At 73.6% G+C, this 15098-nt stretch carries 15 protein-coding genes; 4 read left to right on the top strand and 11 right to left on the bottom strand.

What is annotated here, in order from left to right:
* Nucleotides 1–165: 165 nt before the first annotated feature.
* The 7 genes from IO36_RS37785 to IO36_RS37755 form a co-directional block, all read right to left on the bottom strand.
* Nucleotides 166–1659: an ATP/GTP-binding protein gene (locus IO36_RS37785; RefSeq protein ID WP_245173628.1), complete on the bottom strand. Its 1494-nt coding sequence runs from the start codon at nt 1657–1659 to the stop codon at nt 166–168.
* On the bottom strand, nt 1656–3149 hold the full coding sequence (locus IO36_RS37780; RefSeq protein WP_037627127.1) for an SCO6880 family protein: 1494 nt from the start codon (nt 3147–3149) through the stop codon (nt 1656–1658). Before IO36_RS37780 ends, IO36_RS37785 begins: the two co-directional genes overlap by 4 nt.
* Nucleotides 3150–3342: 193 nt before the next feature.
* A complete protein-coding gene (locus IO36_RS37775; protein WP_037627125.1) occupies nt 3343–4485 on the bottom strand; it encodes a hypothetical protein in 1143 nt (380 codons plus the stop codon).
* 1 nt (nt 4486) lies between these two features.
* The gene (locus tag IO36_RS37770) at nt 4487–5257 is read right to left on the bottom strand and encodes a DUF8175 domain-containg protein (RefSeq protein WP_037627122.1); all 771 of its coding nucleotides are present in this window, start codon (nt 5255–5257) and stop codon (nt 4487–4489) included.
* Nucleotides 5258–5296: 39 nt separating this feature from the next.
* Nucleotides 5297–5596, bottom strand: coding sequence for a hypothetical protein (locus IO36_RS37765; RefSeq protein WP_037627120.1), 300 nt, complete (start codon nt 5594–5596; stop codon nt 5297–5299).
* Between the two features lie 521 nt (nt 5597–6117).
* Complete coding sequence (locus IO36_RS37760) at nt 6118–6375, bottom strand: hypothetical protein (protein WP_037627118.1); 258 nt, start codon at nt 6373–6375, stop codon at nt 6118–6120.
* Nucleotides 6372–6974, bottom strand: a complete 603-nt coding sequence (locus IO36_RS37755) for a DUF6668 family protein (protein ID WP_425535572.1) — start codon at nt 6972–6974, stop codon at nt 6372–6374. The genes IO36_RS37760 and IO36_RS37755 overlap by 4 nt, the downstream gene beginning before the upstream one ends.
* Before the next feature lie 182 nt (nt 6975–7156).
* Here IO36_RS37755 and IO36_RS37750 point away from each other — a divergent pair, with 182 nt between their 5' ends.
* Together IO36_RS37750 and IO36_RS37745 are read left to right on the top strand one after the other, a co-directional pair.
* A complete protein-coding gene (locus IO36_RS37750) occupies nt 7157–8197 on the top strand; it encodes a peptidoglycan DD-metalloendopeptidase family protein (RefSeq protein ID WP_037627116.1) in 1041 nt (346 codons plus the stop codon).
* Between the two features lie 14 nt (nt 8198–8211).
* Nucleotides 8212–8955 carry a hypothetical protein gene (locus IO36_RS37745; RefSeq protein WP_209441326.1) on the top strand — a complete coding sequence of 248 codons (744 nt, stop codon included), beginning with the start codon at nt 8212–8214 and terminating at the stop codon, nt 8953–8955.
* A 594-nt stretch (nt 8956–9549) separates the two neighbouring features.
* On the opposite strand, the gene IO36_RS37740 is transcribed toward IO36_RS37745, so the two are convergent.
* Nucleotides 9550–9828 (bottom strand): hypothetical protein, encoded by a 279-nt coding sequence (locus tag IO36_RS37740; RefSeq protein WP_158997730.1) that lies wholly within the window; start codon nt 9826–9828, stop codon nt 9550–9552.
* Between the two features lie 333 nt (nt 9829–10161).
* Here IO36_RS37740 and IO36_RS37735 point away from each other — a divergent pair, with 333 nt between their 5' ends.
* Complete coding sequence (locus IO36_RS37735) at nt 10162–11679, top strand: tetratricopeptide repeat protein (RefSeq protein ID WP_158997728.1); 1518 nt, start codon at nt 10162–10164, stop codon at nt 11677–11679.
* 93 nt (nt 11680–11772) lie between these two features.
* Here the strand turns inward: IO36_RS37735 and IO36_RS37730 are convergent, their stop codons facing one another.
* The 3 genes from IO36_RS37730 to IO36_RS37720 form a co-directional block, all read right to left on the bottom strand.
* The gene (locus tag IO36_RS37730) at nt 11773–12249 is read right to left on the bottom strand and encodes a VOC family protein (RefSeq protein ID WP_037627114.1); all 477 of its coding nucleotides are present in this window, start codon (nt 12247–12249) and stop codon (nt 11773–11775) included.
* A gap of 183 nt (nt 12250–12432) precedes the next feature.
* Nucleotides 12433–13524, bottom strand: a complete 1092-nt coding sequence (rarD, locus tag IO36_RS37725) for an EamA family transporter RarD (RefSeq protein ID WP_051901234.1) — start codon at nt 13522–13524, stop codon at nt 12433–12435.
* Nucleotides 13525–13727: 203 nt separating this feature from the next.
* Entirely contained in the window at nt 13728–14582 is an 855-nt protein-coding gene (locus IO36_RS37720; protein WP_037627494.1) for an SDR family oxidoreductase, read from the bottom strand.
* A gap of 91 nt (nt 14583–14673) precedes the next feature.
* Here IO36_RS37720 and IO36_RS37715 point away from each other — a divergent pair, with 91 nt between their 5' ends.
* Nucleotides 14674–15078 (top strand): winged helix-turn-helix transcriptional regulator, encoded by a 405-nt coding sequence (locus IO36_RS37715; protein WP_037627113.1) that lies wholly within the window; start codon nt 14674–14676, stop codon nt 15076–15078.
* Nucleotides 15079–15098: the final 20 nt, after the last annotated feature.

The raw sequence follows: 15098 nt of genomic DNA, 5'->3' as shown, positions 1-15098 counted from the left end.
TCCCCCCGTTGGATGTCTCTCGCCCCCGCCGCCCCTACCCGTCCCGTCCCGGGGCGGCGCCCCCGCGCCCCCCGCCGCGCTCCGCGCGGGTCCTCAAACGCCGGACGGGCTGGAATGTCCCCTCGGCCGTCAAGTCCCGGACGGGCTGGAATGTCCCCCCTGCCCTCAAGTCCCGGTGGCCTTCTGCAGGGACGGCTTGCCCGCCTCCGTCCAGCGGGTGTTCGTGTTGTGCAGGGCCCGTTCGGTGTCGGTGATGGACACCTTGATCGGGATGCCGGGGCGTCCGCCGACCTTGATCAGGAAGCGGCCGCGCCCGGGCGGCTCCTCGTTGCCGCCGGTGCTGGCCCAGCCGGGCGGTGACGACCAGGACGACACCAGCTCGATCTCGCGCTCGGACATGCCGACGATCTCGCCGAGCTCCCGCATCTCCGACCGCGGCAGCCCCGCGCAGACGACCATGCCGGCCCGCTCCACGAAGCCGCGCGCCTTCGCGCGGTCGGACTCGCTGCCGAGGGCCTCGGCGTCCTTGAGGGTGTGGGTGATCTTCGCGTCGCCTAGGCCGAGCGAGCGGTTCAGCCGGGTGAGGGCGTCGATGCGCTCCACGATGCCGGAGGCGGCGCGCAGCGGGCGCCACAGCTCGTCGAGGACGGTGAAGAACCAGCGCTGCGGGGCGAGTCCGGCATCCGCGAGGGCGTGCGCGGCGGCGACCGTGCCGAGCCCGTCGGACCAGGCCGCGAGCATGGCGGCGGCGGTGAGCTGGGTGTCGGCCTCGCCGATGCGGGAGATGTCCACGCAGACCGCGGGCGAGGCCGGGTTGATCCGGGTGGACGTCTCGCTGGCGAAGGTGTCGCCGAGCGGGCCGTCGAGCACGCCGAGCAGCGAGCGGTGCAGCGGGTCGACGGCCTCCTGGTAGCGGGCCTCGTTGCCGCGGTCCAGCGTCACCGCGCGGACCCGGTCGGGGCCCTCGTCCAGCACCTTCAGCAGGTCCGGCAGGAGCGGCGCCCGCCCCGGCTTCGTCCGCTCGGCGAGGTGGTGCAGGCACGCGGACAGCACCGACTGCTCGTGGTCGTCCATCGGCCGTCCGCGGACGATGGTGATCAGCGCGGCGACCATGTTGAGCACGCGGCCGTGCGCCTCCGCGGCCAGGATGCGGCCGCGTTCGCCGCCGATGCGGGCGGCGGCCTCGCCCATCGCGCCCGGGTCGAGGACGTTGATGCCGCCGACCCCGCGCCCGATGGAGATCACCTGGCCGCCCAGCGCCCGTACGGTGTCGGCGTAGTCGGGCTTCAGGTCGCCGAGGACCAGCGGGGTGATGCCGGTCGCGGACATGCCGATCAGCATGCGGTTGACCAGCGTCGACTTGCCGAGGCCCGGCATGCCGAGCATGAACAGCGACGGGTTGGAGATGTAACGGGCCCGGGTGAACCAGGAGATGGGGTCTCCGCACACGGTCGCCCCGGTGTGCAGGTGCTGTCCGAGCGGCACCCCGGTCATCGGCGCGCCGGAGCCGGCCGCGAACGGCCACAGCCCGCACGCCTGCACGGTGGTCGCGCGCCACAGCGCGGGCGGGTCGACGTGCCCGACCTGGCCGCCCGCGGGGCCGTACCAGCCGCGCGGCGGCGCGGTGAGCGGGGTCGCCCGGGTCTGCTGCCTGCTCACAGTGCCTCCCTGATCTGGTACGGAACGAGGGTGTGCTCCCAGGGGAGCAGGCCCACCGGCAGCGTGCAGGTGAAGGCCGAGGCCTGCATGCGGTCGGCGGGGCGCATCAGGATGCGGGACGAGGCCTGGAGGTTGCGGACGGTGATGCCCGCGTCCTGCAGCTGCTCCTCGTCGTCGACGGTGACGGTCACCATCAGCGAGAACTCCACGAGCCCGGCGCCCGCCGCCTCCTCGGCCGCGGTCTGCTCGGCGGCCTGCATCTCCGAACTGGCCCGCGCCTGCACGAGACCGCGCCGGGAGCCCGCCATGAAGTGCGCGGTGCGCCGGTCGGACTCGACGATGCGGGCCGAGGTCGCCGGGTCGATGGGCCGGTAGATCAGCGAGACCCGCTTGCGCCGGGTGCCGGGGGCCGGCTCGAGGAGTCCGCGCAGCACGCTGGAGCGGACCGTGCCGCGCGGGGCGAGCGTCAGCATCCAGGTGCGCGAGACACCCGAGTCGTGCTTGTACGAGGTGACGGTCTCCACGGCCGCGGCCGGGCCCGCGTCGGCCCACTCGACCCCGGTCTCGGCGTGCTCGGCGCGGGCGCTGAGCACATCGGGGGCGATGGCGGGGTCGTACGCCACCCGGACGATCTCGGCGAGCCGGTCGGCGGGCAGCGGGTAGGCGCTGCCGCCGCCCGCGGCGACCAGGCCGGACAGCAGTCCGGGCAGCCGCATCGACAGATCGGTGACGATGTCGTCGGTGCCGCGCTTGGGGCCGCCGGTGGGGCCGTAGGTCAGGGCGATGTAGGTGTGCATCTCGGAGGACGCCGACGGATAGCGCTCGACGACCTCCTCCATCACCGCGCGCGCGGCGGCCGGGGCGTCGGGCGAGATCCGGGGGAGCACCTCGGCCGCGAGCCGGGTCCCGGTGTCCGGGGCGGTCTCCACGACCACCTGGGCGCCGCGCAGGCCCGGTTCGTGCGAGAGCCGCGCCAGCCAGTCGCCCCAGGAGGCCACCCAGATGTCGACCTGGGAGGGGTCGACGAGCGAACCGCCGTCCGGTTCGCAGGCAAGCACCACCGTGTACAGGCCGCGGCCCGGGTGGTGCAGCACGCCGAAGGGACGGTTGTAGGCGTCGCGGCCCTCGTGCATCCGGGTGCGCGCGAGCAGTCCGGGCGGCTGGTAGCGGCCGCCGGGGCGCTTGGACAGCGGTCCGGAGAGGTAGGTGTGCGAGCCGGACGACTTGCGCCGCGTCCAGCCGACGCGGATCGCCAGGACCTGGTAGACGTTGCGGCCGTCGACGGTGCGCAGCGCCAGCGGGGCGAGGAACAGGCCGACGGGGACGAGGACGACGATCGCGGCGCTGAGCGAGACCAGCGATGCCAGCAGTGCCACCAGCAGTCCGCCGAAGGCGACGACGGTGCCGAGCAGACCCAGCGGACCGAGTCCGGGACGGCGGGGCCTGCGCCAGTTCCCGTACGTGGGACGCGTCATGGCGTCGGTGGACATGGGGTTCCTTCTTCCGGCTCGAAGCGCTGGATACGTGACTGGGGTGGGGTTCCGGGGCGGTGGCGGACCCTGTCGCGGCGGCCCGCGCGCCGCGCCGGAACTCCCGGAGCCTCCCGGCTCCACGGCCTGGCGGCCTGATGGCCCGACGACCCGGCCGCCCGATGGCTCGGCGGCCCGACGGCCGGGTGGGCTCCTACTGGTTGTGGCCCTTCATCCCGTCGTTGTCGTTCAGGGAGTTGGCCACTTCGCTCGCCGCGGCGACACCGGTCTGCACGGCGACCGCCGCCGCCTGGACGGCGAGGGTCGCGCCGCCCGTGGCCGCGCCCGCGGCGGCCGCACCACCGGCGGCCGCGGCGCCGCCCGCCGCACCGGCACCGCCCGCGCCGCCGCTCGCCGGGGCTCCGGCGCCCGCGGACGGCGAGCCCTGGGGACCCGCGCCCCCGCCGCCCCCGCCGGCACCGCCCGCGGCGATGCTGACGGCGCCGGTGGCGACGTTGTTGACCGCGTTGAGGGTGACCGTGCCGCCCGAGGTGCCGCCGAGCGCCGCCGTCGCCGGGACGATCAGCTTGAGCAGGGCGGGCAGCGCGAACACCGCCATGATCAGCATGCCCAGACCGGCGATGGTCTGGTCGAGGTTCTTGGTGTCCTTGGTCATCGACGTGGCCGAGTAGATGATCAGCGCGGCGGCCGGCTTGTACAGCAGCCAGGCGGCGAGCCAGCCGATGTGCTTCTTCCACCAGCCCTCGCCCCATCCGGTCATGGACGAGGCCGCGGCCAGCGGCAGGGTGCCGACGAGCATGATCAGGACGCCGATGCGGATGTACATCAGACAGATCTGCACGAAGCTCGACAGCATCACCAGCAGGCCGAAGATCAGGATGAGACCCGGCTGGTCGAGGGTCAGCACACCGAGCATCGTCGACGCCTGGTCGCCCAGGTTCGACTTGGCGTAGACCTCCTGCGCGTACAGGTCGGAGGCGGTGGTGAGGGCCTGCACCACGGGTACGGCGACGGCGCCGACGAGGATGACCTTCCACATCCCCATGAACGCCTGTTTCATCGGCTGGCCCTTGCGCTCCAGCGCCATGCGGATCGCCGCGACCAGCAGCGAGGCCACGGCGACGTAGCCGACGAGCCAGTTCACCTCTCCGTTGATCGAGGAGATGGGCCCGGAGGTGTTGCCCGCGTCGACGTGCATCCACACGCCGTTGAGCGCCTTGAGCACGTCCGAGGTCGCGTCGCCGATCGCCTTGGCGAAGGCCACCACGGCACCGTCGGTGAACTGGGAGCCGACCTCGTCGATCACGCAGTCGTACACCCGCCAGGAACAAGACATCTCACACCTCCCAGGTGACGAAGCCCTTGGTGCCGCTGATCTGCGACATGCCGGAATAGACGGTCCCGTCGGCGTCGGGCGCGAGTTTCCAGTCGCCGTCCTGCCACCGCAGCGTCACCGACGCGGTGCCGTAGGCGTTCTTGCCGGGGACCCGGACGACGAACATCACGGTCGACTTCGCCTTGTCGTACGACAGGACGGTGAAGCCGGCGTAGCCGCCGCCGTCGGGCTCGCCCGAGGTCGGCTTGTCGCCCGCCGCGGTCCGGCTCGCGACGAGGGCGTCACGGCCCGCGCCGGGCACGACCTGCCGGTCGACGACCTCGCGCCAGCCCGGGTAGCTCAGATGGTCGGTGATGGCGTGGGCGGCCATCACCGAACCCATCGGCGTGTGGGCGAAGCAGGACCACACCGGCCCGTCGTAGGTGCGCGGGCCCACCGTCTTCGAGACCGGCACCAGGCCGGTCCCGTCGGCCTTCCACTTGAAGTCCTTCGGGGCCGTGGTGGGCTTGGCCTGGTCGCTGTCGTCGGTGCGGCAGCCGGCGGGGCGGGCGTCCGGCCGGCCGCCGCGGTCCCGGTCCGGGGCCGCGGACGGGGCCGGCTTGTCGCCGCCCGACGCGTCCGCCGGCGTTCCGTTGCCTCCGCTGATCATCGTGAAACCGGCGAGGACGAGCAGCACCAGCAGGAAGCCGGCCGACAGGATCCAGCCTCGCTGCTGCCAGAACGGCTGCTCCCACTCCCCGCTGCCCCCTTGGGGCCGACCGGAGTTCAGCATGGTTGCGCTCCCTTCGCTCAGGCTCTGACGGGGCGTCGGTCAGGCGAAGACGAAGGTGACGACGGGGCCCGCGGTGGCCACCAGGACACAGCCGCCGAGCACCATGCCGAGGCGGCCCATGTGCTCCGAGCCCTCGCCGCGGCGCATGGAGATCGCCATCATGGCGCCGGTGATGAGGACACCCGCGACCCCCGCCGCGGTGCCGGCCCAGGCGAGGATGCCGAGGACGGTGTCGACCTTGCCGGTCAGCGCGCCCGGCGCGTCACGGTTGGGGTCGGGGATCTTTCCGTCCGCCAGATACACGGCACGGTGGGCCTGGGCTGCTATCGACTTGAACATGGTTTCTCCCCGATATGGCCGGCGGTCCGCGCCCGCGTCCTGGACGCGGGGCGGAACTCGCCGGGTCTGAGCGGCACTTGCCCGGTACGAGCGGTACGTGCTTGCTGTGAGCGGTACTTGGGGGCGATGAAGATCCGTGGGACGCCCCGTGTTTCCCGGTGCACAGTGAGCTTGGCGACTCCTGTGGGCCGGGGCCAAGCGATGTGGGAACTCAGCACCTGTCGGTGACGTGTCCGTGACACACGGGAAGAGACCGTCACGAAAGGCGAGGTGGGAGGCCCGAAAAGAACTGAGGCACCATCAGATGCGATGGTGCCTCGGGGTGTTCGCGCGGGGCGCGCGACGGCGCGCGAGCGATCGGTGCGCGTTCGTCCGGCGAGCGTGGGTGTCCGTACGGTGGCGGATGTGCGGGTCCGCCCGACGGGGGTGCGTGTCCGTCCGATGGCAGGCGTGCGTGCCCGTCCGACGGGGGTGCGTTTCCGTTCGGTGGCAGGTGTGCGTGTCCGTCCGGCGGGAGTGCGTCAGAGCACGAAGCCGACGATCGGTCCCGCCGTGGCGCCGATGACACAGGCGCCCAGCACCATCAGGAACTCGTTCAGATGCTCCTCGAACTCACCGGTCTTGACGGCCAGGGCCATCCGGGAGCCCACGATCATCAGGCCCGCGACCCCGGCGGCGGTGACGAGCCAGGCGATGATGCCGAGGACGAAGTCGAGCTGGCCGGTGACCCTGCCGTCGACGGCCAGCCGGGCGGCGGCGAGCGTGTGCAGGGTGGTCATGGCGTCGCCCTTCCGGTCAGCCGGGCCAGCGAGGCCGCCTCACGCGGCAGGGGTCCGTTCAGGTCGCCGGTCCGCCACGCGGGCATCCACGGCACCCGGTAGACGTCGATGACCGAGTTGATCACCTTGATGCGCTGAGTGAGCTGACGCGGCAGCCTGCCGGGCGCGTCCGCGACCAGGACGATGGCGTCGAGGTCCAGTCCCGGCGGGGCGTCGCCCCGCCGGAAGATGTCCAGGGTGTGCGACACGGCGTCGAGTCCCGCCGCGTGCGTCCGCCCGACGAGCAGCACCGAGGCCGGCTCGCCCCGGTCCGGCCGGGGCCAGTCGCGGCCCGCGTCATGACCGCCGAAGACGGTGGCGAGCGTGGAGGAACCGGCTCCGCCGTGCGTGGCGATCCAGGAGAACTCCCTTGCCCGTGCGAGGAGTTGGTGCTCCTCCTCGTATCGGGGCTCCGGGTCGGCCTCCCCGACCGCCCCGCGTATCCATATCTCGGGCCCGCCCGGGCCGCCCGGCCCGTGGGACGCGCCCCCGCCCGGCACCGTGCCGTCGCTCCCGCGCACGGCCGCCGTCTCGTTCGCCCGCATCGCCACCCCCTCCATCCCCTGCATGGGTGCTCTCTCTCCTCGTCGGTGCCCCGATCCTCCCGGCGCGGGGGCCCGTTGGGTAACGGGGCGTGAGTTTTAGGGACGAGCCTGTGACGCCTCGGTGACGCGGGAAGCGGGTGGGAACCGAGAGACTCGACTGCATGTACACGACTGGAACATGAGGCTGAGGGGGGCCGATGTCCAACGGGGGCGGATCCACCATGACCTGGGTGGTCGGCGGCTGCCTGGCCGCCGTGATGCTGCCGGTGGTCATGATGGTCGGGGTGAGCGGGGCGTCGAGCGAGGAGGACCCGGGACCGGGCGGGGCCGGCGGCGGACTGAAGGACGGTTCCGTGCCGCAGAGTTACGTCCCCTGGGTGCTCAAGGCGGGTGCCATGTGCGACGTCATCAAGCCGGCGGTCATCGCCGCGCAGATCGAGGCGGAGTCGGGCTGGAACCCCAACGCCCGTTCTCCCGTGGGCGCCGAGGGGCTGTCGCAGTTCATGCCGGGGACCTGGCCCAACTGGGGCAAGGACGACGACGGCAACGGCCGCGCCTCGCCGTACGACCCCGGCGACGCGATCATGGCCCAGGGCCGTTACGACTGCGCGCTCGCCAAGACGGTCGAGGGGTACAAGAACCGCGGCGAGGCGAGCGGGGAGACGCTCGACCTGGCGCTCGCGGCGTACAACGCGGGACCCGGCGCGATCCACCAGTACCACGGCATGCCGCCGTACACCGAGACCCGGAACTACGTCGCCCGCATCAAGTCCCTGATACCCAAGTACGAGTCGGTGGACGATCCGCCCGGCTCGATCCCGGCCGGACGGGAACTGGCGATGCCGCTGTCCGGGAACCCGCGCGTGACCTCGCCGTTCGGGATGCGCATGCATCCGATCCTGCACGTCTACAAGCTGCACACCGGCATCGACTTCGCCGCCGCGGCGGGCACGCCGTTCAAGGCGGCCCGGGACGGCGTGGTCACCTTCGCGGGCTGGTCCAACGGGTACGGGAACCGTGTGGTCATCTCGCACGGGACCATCAACGGCGACCAGATCTCGACGACTTACAACCACATGAGAAGCCGTCCCTTCGTGAACGTCGGCGATCATGTGCGGGTGGGCCAGCGGGTCGGCGAGGTGGGCTCCACCGGCTACTCGACCGGACCGCACGCGCACTTCGAGGTCATGCAGAACGGCAAGTACGTGGATCCGGCACCCTGGCTGGGACTGAAGTGAGGAGGGAGGCGAGGATGAGGACGACACGGACGGGTACGAGTACCGGAAGGAACCGCGGGAGGACGTTCACCGCGCTGGCGATCGTGTCCGTGACCGGGATCCTGACGTTGACGGGCTGTGGCCTGCGGGATCATCGTGACGACGTGGGCGTGCCGGGTTCGTCGCCCTCCGGGGTGCCGTCCGTGGCACCGAAGGCCTCCCTCCCGCCGGGAAGGAAGCTGGGAGCGGACGCGCACGTGCCGAGCCCGTCGGGAGTCGACGGGACGGACGCGACGGCGGTATCGGAGGCGTGGGTGGAGGTGGCGTACGGCTATGACACGAAGTACGACTACGGTCCGCACGACGCCGTGCTGCGCTCCGCCCGCTGGTTCACCCCGGCGAAGGCCGCGGCCGAGCGGTCGTACCACCCGGCGAGCGGGGCGGGCGCCCAGTGGAACACCTGGGCCGGCCACCGGGCCTGGACCACGGTGGACGTGACCGTGGACGACGACGCCGACGGCCCCGCCGACACGGCCGTCCTGGCCTACCGTGCCTACTACGTGGACGGCACGGCGCACGGCCGCGACGGCTGGACGGGCACGGGCCCGCGCGCGAACGTCTACCTCAAGCTCACCCGGGCGGCCGGCGGCCGCCCCTGGCGCGTCGCCGAGGTGACGACGGTGGAGGCGGCGGACGCCGCGTCCCCGCCGGCCTCGTCCGCGCCCCCGGCCTCGCCCTCGATGCCGTCCCCGACCCCGTCCTCGACCACCCCTTCGTGAGGGAACCGATGTCTCGACTCAGCCGCGAACAGAAGCGGGAACTCAAGCGGCAGCGCTCGGCGGCCGGTGCCGGAGGGCAGCAGGCCGCCGGGGCCACGCCGATCGAGGTGCACGTGCCGGCGTCCGCTGACACGGCGACGGGGGCCGTGATGCCCGGCGCCGTGGGGGCGCAGGGCTGTGCCACGGTCGGCGGGATGCCGGTCGTGGCCGCGCCCGGGGAGACGGTCCAGGGCGCGATCCTGAACTACCTCCACCGTCTCGCGCTCGCCACCGGGCACCCGGTCCTGGCCAGCATCCACGACGAGCGCATCGGCTACGTCGTACCGCTCCAGGTCCACGTCGACGGCTCCAGCCGCTATACGGCGGAGCCGGTGCAGGTGGCGCCGCCGGCGCAGGTGCCGCACGCGTCGCGCCCGCACCTGCCGTCCCAGGACCACCGCCACCCCGCCCCGGCGAGTCGCCGCGCCCCCGACTTCACGGACCCCGCGGCCCACCCGTTCACCGAGCCCCGGCCCGAGGAACACCCGCAGGCCCTCACCCCGGAACAGGGCGCCCACCGTCGTCCGCAGCCGCCCGTCCAGGAGCACCCGCGCTTCAGCGCCGACGAGCACCATCGGCAGCCGCAGCCGCCGGAACACCGGCCGCAGTCGCAGGCTCCTGGGCAGCGCCCGCACGGGCAGGCTCCTCCGTCGTCCGCAGCCGCCCGTCCAGGAGCACCCGCGCTTCAGCGCCGACGAGCACCATCGGCAGCCGCAGCCGCCGGAACACCGGCCGCAGTCGCAGGCGCCCGAGCAGCGCCCGCAGGCCCCCGAGCAGCACGCGCAGTCGCAGGCGCCCGAGCAGCGCCCGCACGCGCCCGAGCAGCGTCCGCACGCGCAGGCACCCGAACACCGCTCGCAGCCGCAGGCCCCGGAGCAGCGTCCGCAGGCGCCGGTCGGGGACGTCCCGCAGGCGCCGGGCCAGAGGGCGCCTCAGGGGCGCCCCGAGACGCCGGCTCCGCCGCTTCCGCCGGTCCCGGTGTCCGCCGAGGCGCAGGCTCCGGAGGCACCGGCCGCGCCGCGTCGGGACAAGGCGACGTACGTGCTGCGCGCGGTACCGGAATCGGCCGCAGGAACCCTCCCGGAACCGGAGAGCGGGACACCGTCGGCGCCGGCCCCGGCATCCGCGACGACGCCCGATGCGGCGCCCGCACCCGACTATCCGCCCATGGCCCCGCCCGCGCCGCCGGCCCGCCCGGAGTCCGCTCCCCGGCCCGCGCCGGTGCGCGGGCCCGAGCCCGCTGTGACGGCCGAGTTCGTGCCGCAGCCGGTCTCGGAGGCGCCGGTGCGCCCGGAGGCGCGGCCCGAGGCGGCGGGGTTCGCGGCGCAGGCCGCGTCCGAGCCATCCGTACGTCCGGAGCCGGGGCCCGCACCCGTGCGCAGGCCCGAGCCCGCGGTGACCGCCGAGTTCGTGATGCAGCCCGTGCCGGAGCCGGTCGTGCGCCCCGACGCGCAGCCCGTGCCGGAGCCGGTCGTGCGCCCTGAGGCGCGGTCCGTGCCCCGGCCCGAGGCGGGGGCGCGGTCCGTGCCCCGGCCCGAGGCGGCGGGGTTCGCGGGTCAGTCCGCGTCCGAGCCGTCCGTGCGTCCGGAGCCGGGGCCCGCACCCGTGCGCAGGCCGGAGCCCGCGGTGACCGCCGAGTTCGTGGCCCAGCCCGCACCCCCGGCACCCGTACCCCCGGTCCCCGCGCCTCCGGCGGCCGTGCCCGCACCCCCCGTACCCGCGCCCGTCGCGGGGGCCGAGCCGGCTTCCGCCGGGGAATCCGGCAGGGACGCCGGTCCGGCGCACGGCGCCCTCGCTCGCACCCCGGATCCCGCACCGGTGCCCGAGGCCGAGTCCGTGGAGCCCGGCGTCCCCACTCCGTCCACCTTCGTGCTGCGGGCCGTCCCGGAGCCGAAGCCGTTGCCCGGGTCCGCCTCGACGCGTGTCCTGCGCGCCGTGCCGGAGTCGGCGGCCGGATCGGTGGCCGCTCCCACCGGGGAGTTCGGCCCGGCCCCGGAGGCCACCCCCGCCCCCGAGGCGAAGCAGGCCGCCCCGGCGCGGAAGCCCTCCTCGCCGATGGAGGCCCTGTCGCTGCTGGGCCCCGAGCCGGAACCGGACCCGAAGCCCACGCCCGCGCGCGGCTTCGACGCCGTCGCCGAGGCGGTGCTCGCGCCGAGCCCGCAGGAGCCGGCCGCCGACCGGGACGCCGCCTCGGCGTTCCTCGCGGAGCCCGTCGCCCGGATCAACGAGGCCGTGAAGATGGGCCGGATCGAGGCCGCGGCGGGCATGGCGGAGCGCGCCGTCGCGGAGGCGGCGCAGTCGCTGGGCCACGAGCACCCCGAGGTGCTGAAGCTGCGCGAGCTGACCGCGTACATCGCCTACCTGGCCGGTGACGCGCTCCGCTCGTTCCACCTCTCACTGGAGCTCGCGCGGGTCCGACGGCGCCACCGTGACAACGGAGCCGCCTACGGCAACGTCCAGAGCGCGGCCGCCGCGTGGCGCGCCGTGCGCGATCCCCTCCAGGGACTGCACCTCGGACGCGATCTGATCGGACTGTGGACCGAGCTCACGGCCGACGAGGGGCCCGCCGCCGACGACCTGGAACAGCTCGAGTCGGCCCGCACCCGCATGGTCCGCCTCGCGGAGCGCGCCCGGCTCGCCGGGGACATGCCGTACAACCGGCCGTCCCGCGCGCACGGCGAGTGACGGCCACGGCGGCCGGGGCGAACCGCGGCGAGCGGTGACCGGAGAGCGGTGACGAGGAGCGGCCGGGCCCACCGGGCCCGGCCGCTTCCTTCGTCAGTGGACGCAGAACTCGTTCCCCTCGGGGTCGGTCATCACGGCCCACGCCCCCGAAGGTTCGTTCACCTCGCGCAGCACGCCGGCCCCGAGCGCCGTCAGCCGCTCGACCTCCGCGGCGCGGCGCCCCTCGCCGGGGTGCAGATCGAGGTGGAGCCGGTTCTTGGCCGACTTGGGCTCGGGAACCCGCTGGAAGAGCAGGCGCCGCCCGAGACCGGTGCCGCTGTCCTTGTCGTACGGGTCGTCGGGATGCCGTACGGCGATCAGGTCCCGGAAGGCGGGGCGGCCGTGGAAGTCGACGGTGGCCTCGGCCGGCAGGGCGCCGAGCCCCAGCAGCCGCTCGACGAGGGCGCTGTTGTCCTCGACCGTGTAGCCGAGCGCGGCGGACCAGAAGTCGGCCTGCGCGTGCGGATCGGCGGAGTCGATGACGAGTTTCCAGTGGACGGGTGCGGGCGCGGGCACGGGAGTCGGCGTCATGGTGCCACTCATAGTGTCCGCGGCCCGGACGGGCAAGGTCATTCACCGGGACGGCCCCGCGAGCCTGCCCTGTGCGAGGGAGACGAGCCCGAGCATGCGAAGGGGGCCCGTACAGGCAGTACGGGCCCCTTCGCATGTACGGGCTACCCCGGTGTTCCCGGAACGCGGCGGCCCGCCCCTTCGTCAGGTTGCGGGGTGCGTACCCGCCTGACCGGTGGACCCCACGGTGTCGGCGGCGATCCCCGCCGCCTCCGTGGCGGTGCCCGCCGCGACGACGGCGATCCCCGTCGCCTCGGCCCCGGTGGAGCCCGGGGTGACCGCCCCGGAGGCCGGGAAGCCCGGAGCCGCCGCGGCCGCTGCCGCCGCGGCCCTCAGGGCCCGCGCCCCGCGCCGCGCCGCGCGCAGCGCGTCGAACGTCAGGAGCGAGAGCGCGAGCCACACCAGCGCGAACCCGGCCCACCGCTCGGCCGGCATGGCCTCGTGGAAGTAGAAGATGCCGAGGAGGAACTGGAACACGGGGGCCATGTACTGGAGCAGGCCCAGGGTGGACAGCGGCACCCGGATCGCGGCGGCGCCGAAGGCGATCAGCGGGATCGCGGTGACCACGCCGGTCGCCGCGAGCAGCGCCGCGTGTCCCGGCCCCTGCGCGGTGAACGTCGCGTCGCCGCGGGAGCCCAGCCACAGCAGGTACGCCAGTGCCGGCAGGAACTGGATCGTGCTCTCGGCGGCGAGCGACTCGAGGCCGCCGAGGTTGACCTTCTTCTTCACCAGGCCGTACGTGGCGAAGGAGAAGGCGAGGCAGAGGGAGATCCACGGCGGGCGGCCGTAGCCGATCGTCAGGACGAGGACGGCGGCGGCGCCGACGCCCACGGCGGCCCACTGCACGGGACGCAGCCGTTCCTTGAGGAGCAGCACGCCCATGGCGATGGTGACCAAGGGGTTGATGAAGTAGCCCAGCGAGGCCTCGACCACGTGACCGGAGTTGACCGCCCAGATGTAGACGCCCCAGTTGACCGTGATGACCGCCGCGGCGATCGTGATCAGTCCCAGCTTGCGCGGCTGGCGCAGCAGTTCGCCCGCCCAGGCCCAGCGCCGCATCACCACCAGCAGCACCCCGACGACCGCCAGGGACCACACCATCCGGTGGGCGAGGATCTCGATCGCGCCGGCGGGCTTCAGCAACGGCCAGAACAGGGGGACGAGCCCCCACATCCCGTACGCCGCGAAGCCGTTCAGCAGACCTATCCGCTGCTCACCCCTCGACTTGCCGGCCACCGGCGTCTCCTTCTCCCACGGTCTCCCGGACGCCCGTCGCGCCCCGCGCTCCGGAGCTCCCGTGCGGACGGGGACCTTCCGTGCGGCATGGAAGAAGGTAGCGCCGCGGACCCCCGCCTGTCATGCCCGTATCGCCATACGGTCATGACAAGCGGGGTGGGCGGGACGCGAGGGGTCCGGCGTCCGTCGGCGGCTGGGGTGCCTCAGCCCTTCAGCGCCGCCGCGACGGCCTCGGCGACGGGCGTGGTCGGGCGGCCCGTGAGGCGGGACAGGTCGCCGGGGGTGCCGGCCAGCTCGCCCTTCTCGATGGAGACGTCGACACCCGCGAGGATCCCGGCGAAGACCTCGGGCAGCCCGGCGCCGGTCAGGATGGAGGTGAAGGTCTCGGGGGAGACGGAGTTGTAGACGATCTCCTTGCCGGTCTGCCGGCTCAGCTCGGCGGCGTACTCGGCGAAGCCCCACGCCTCGTCACCGCTCAGCTCGTACGTCGTGTTCTCGTGCCCCTCGCCGGTCAGCACCGCGACCGCGGCGGCCGCGTAGTCGGCGCGCGAGGCGGAGGCGATCCGGCCCGCGCCCGCCGCCTGGACGACGGCGTCGTGCGCCAGCACCGGGGCGAGGTTCTCGGTGTAGTTCTCGTGGTACCAGCCGTTGCGCAGCAGCGAGTAGGGCAGTCCGGAGGAGAGCAGGACCTCCTCGGTGGCGCGGTGGTCGTCGGCGAGCGCGGCCGTCAGGCTCCCGGGGGCGCTGGTGTAGGCGAGCAGCGAGACCCCGGCCGCCTTCGCCGCCTCGATGACGACCCGGTGCTGCTGGACGCGGCCCTTGTCGAACTCGTTGCCCGAGATCAGCAGCACCTTGTCGCCGGCCTTGAAGAGGCCGTCGAAGGTGCCGGGCGTGTTGTAGTCGGCGACCGCGAGCCGTACGCCGCGGGCCGCGAGGTCGGCGGCCTTGGACTCGTCGCGCACGACGGCGGTGACCTCCCCGGCGGGGACCTTCTCCAGCAGCTGCTCGATCACGTGACGGCCGAGGTGTCCGGTGGCTCCGGTGACGACGATGCTCATGGCGTACATCTCCTTGTGGGGTGCGGATGACACTCACCCTAAGAGCTGCACTAACTGTTGGAAAGTACCCACCTTGAAGTAAGGTACTGGCATGGCCGTAAGTGTGAAGACGACGACAGCGGGCGGATACGACGCCGGCGAGGCGATGTGTCCCTACCGTCTGGTCCTGGAACACGTCACCAGCCGCTGGGGCGTCCTCGTCCTGATCGAGCTGCTGGAACGCTCGTACCGCTTCAGCGAGCTGCGCCGGGCGATCGGCAGGGTCGGCAAGGGGGTCAGCGAGAAGATGCTCACCCAGACCCTCCAGACCCTGGAGCGGGACGGGCTCGTCCACCGCGACGCCAAGCCGGTCATCCCGCCGCGCGTCGACTACTCCCTGACCGAGCTGGGCCGCGAGGCCGCCGAGCAGGTGCGCTCGCTGGCGCTGTGGACCAGCGACCGCATGGCCGACGTCGAGAAGGCCCGCGCCGCGTACGACGAGGCCCGCACCGCGTAGAGCCGGGTCCCCACCGCGTA

This window comes from Streptomyces aureus (genome assembly GCF_000725495.1).
In the GTDB taxonomy this organism is placed as follows: Bacteria; Actinomycetota; Actinomycetes; order Streptomycetales; family Streptomycetaceae; genus Streptomyces; species Streptomyces aureus_B.
Note: the sequence above shows the minus strand (reverse complement) of the source record. Positions and strands in the feature narration are given on the sequence as shown.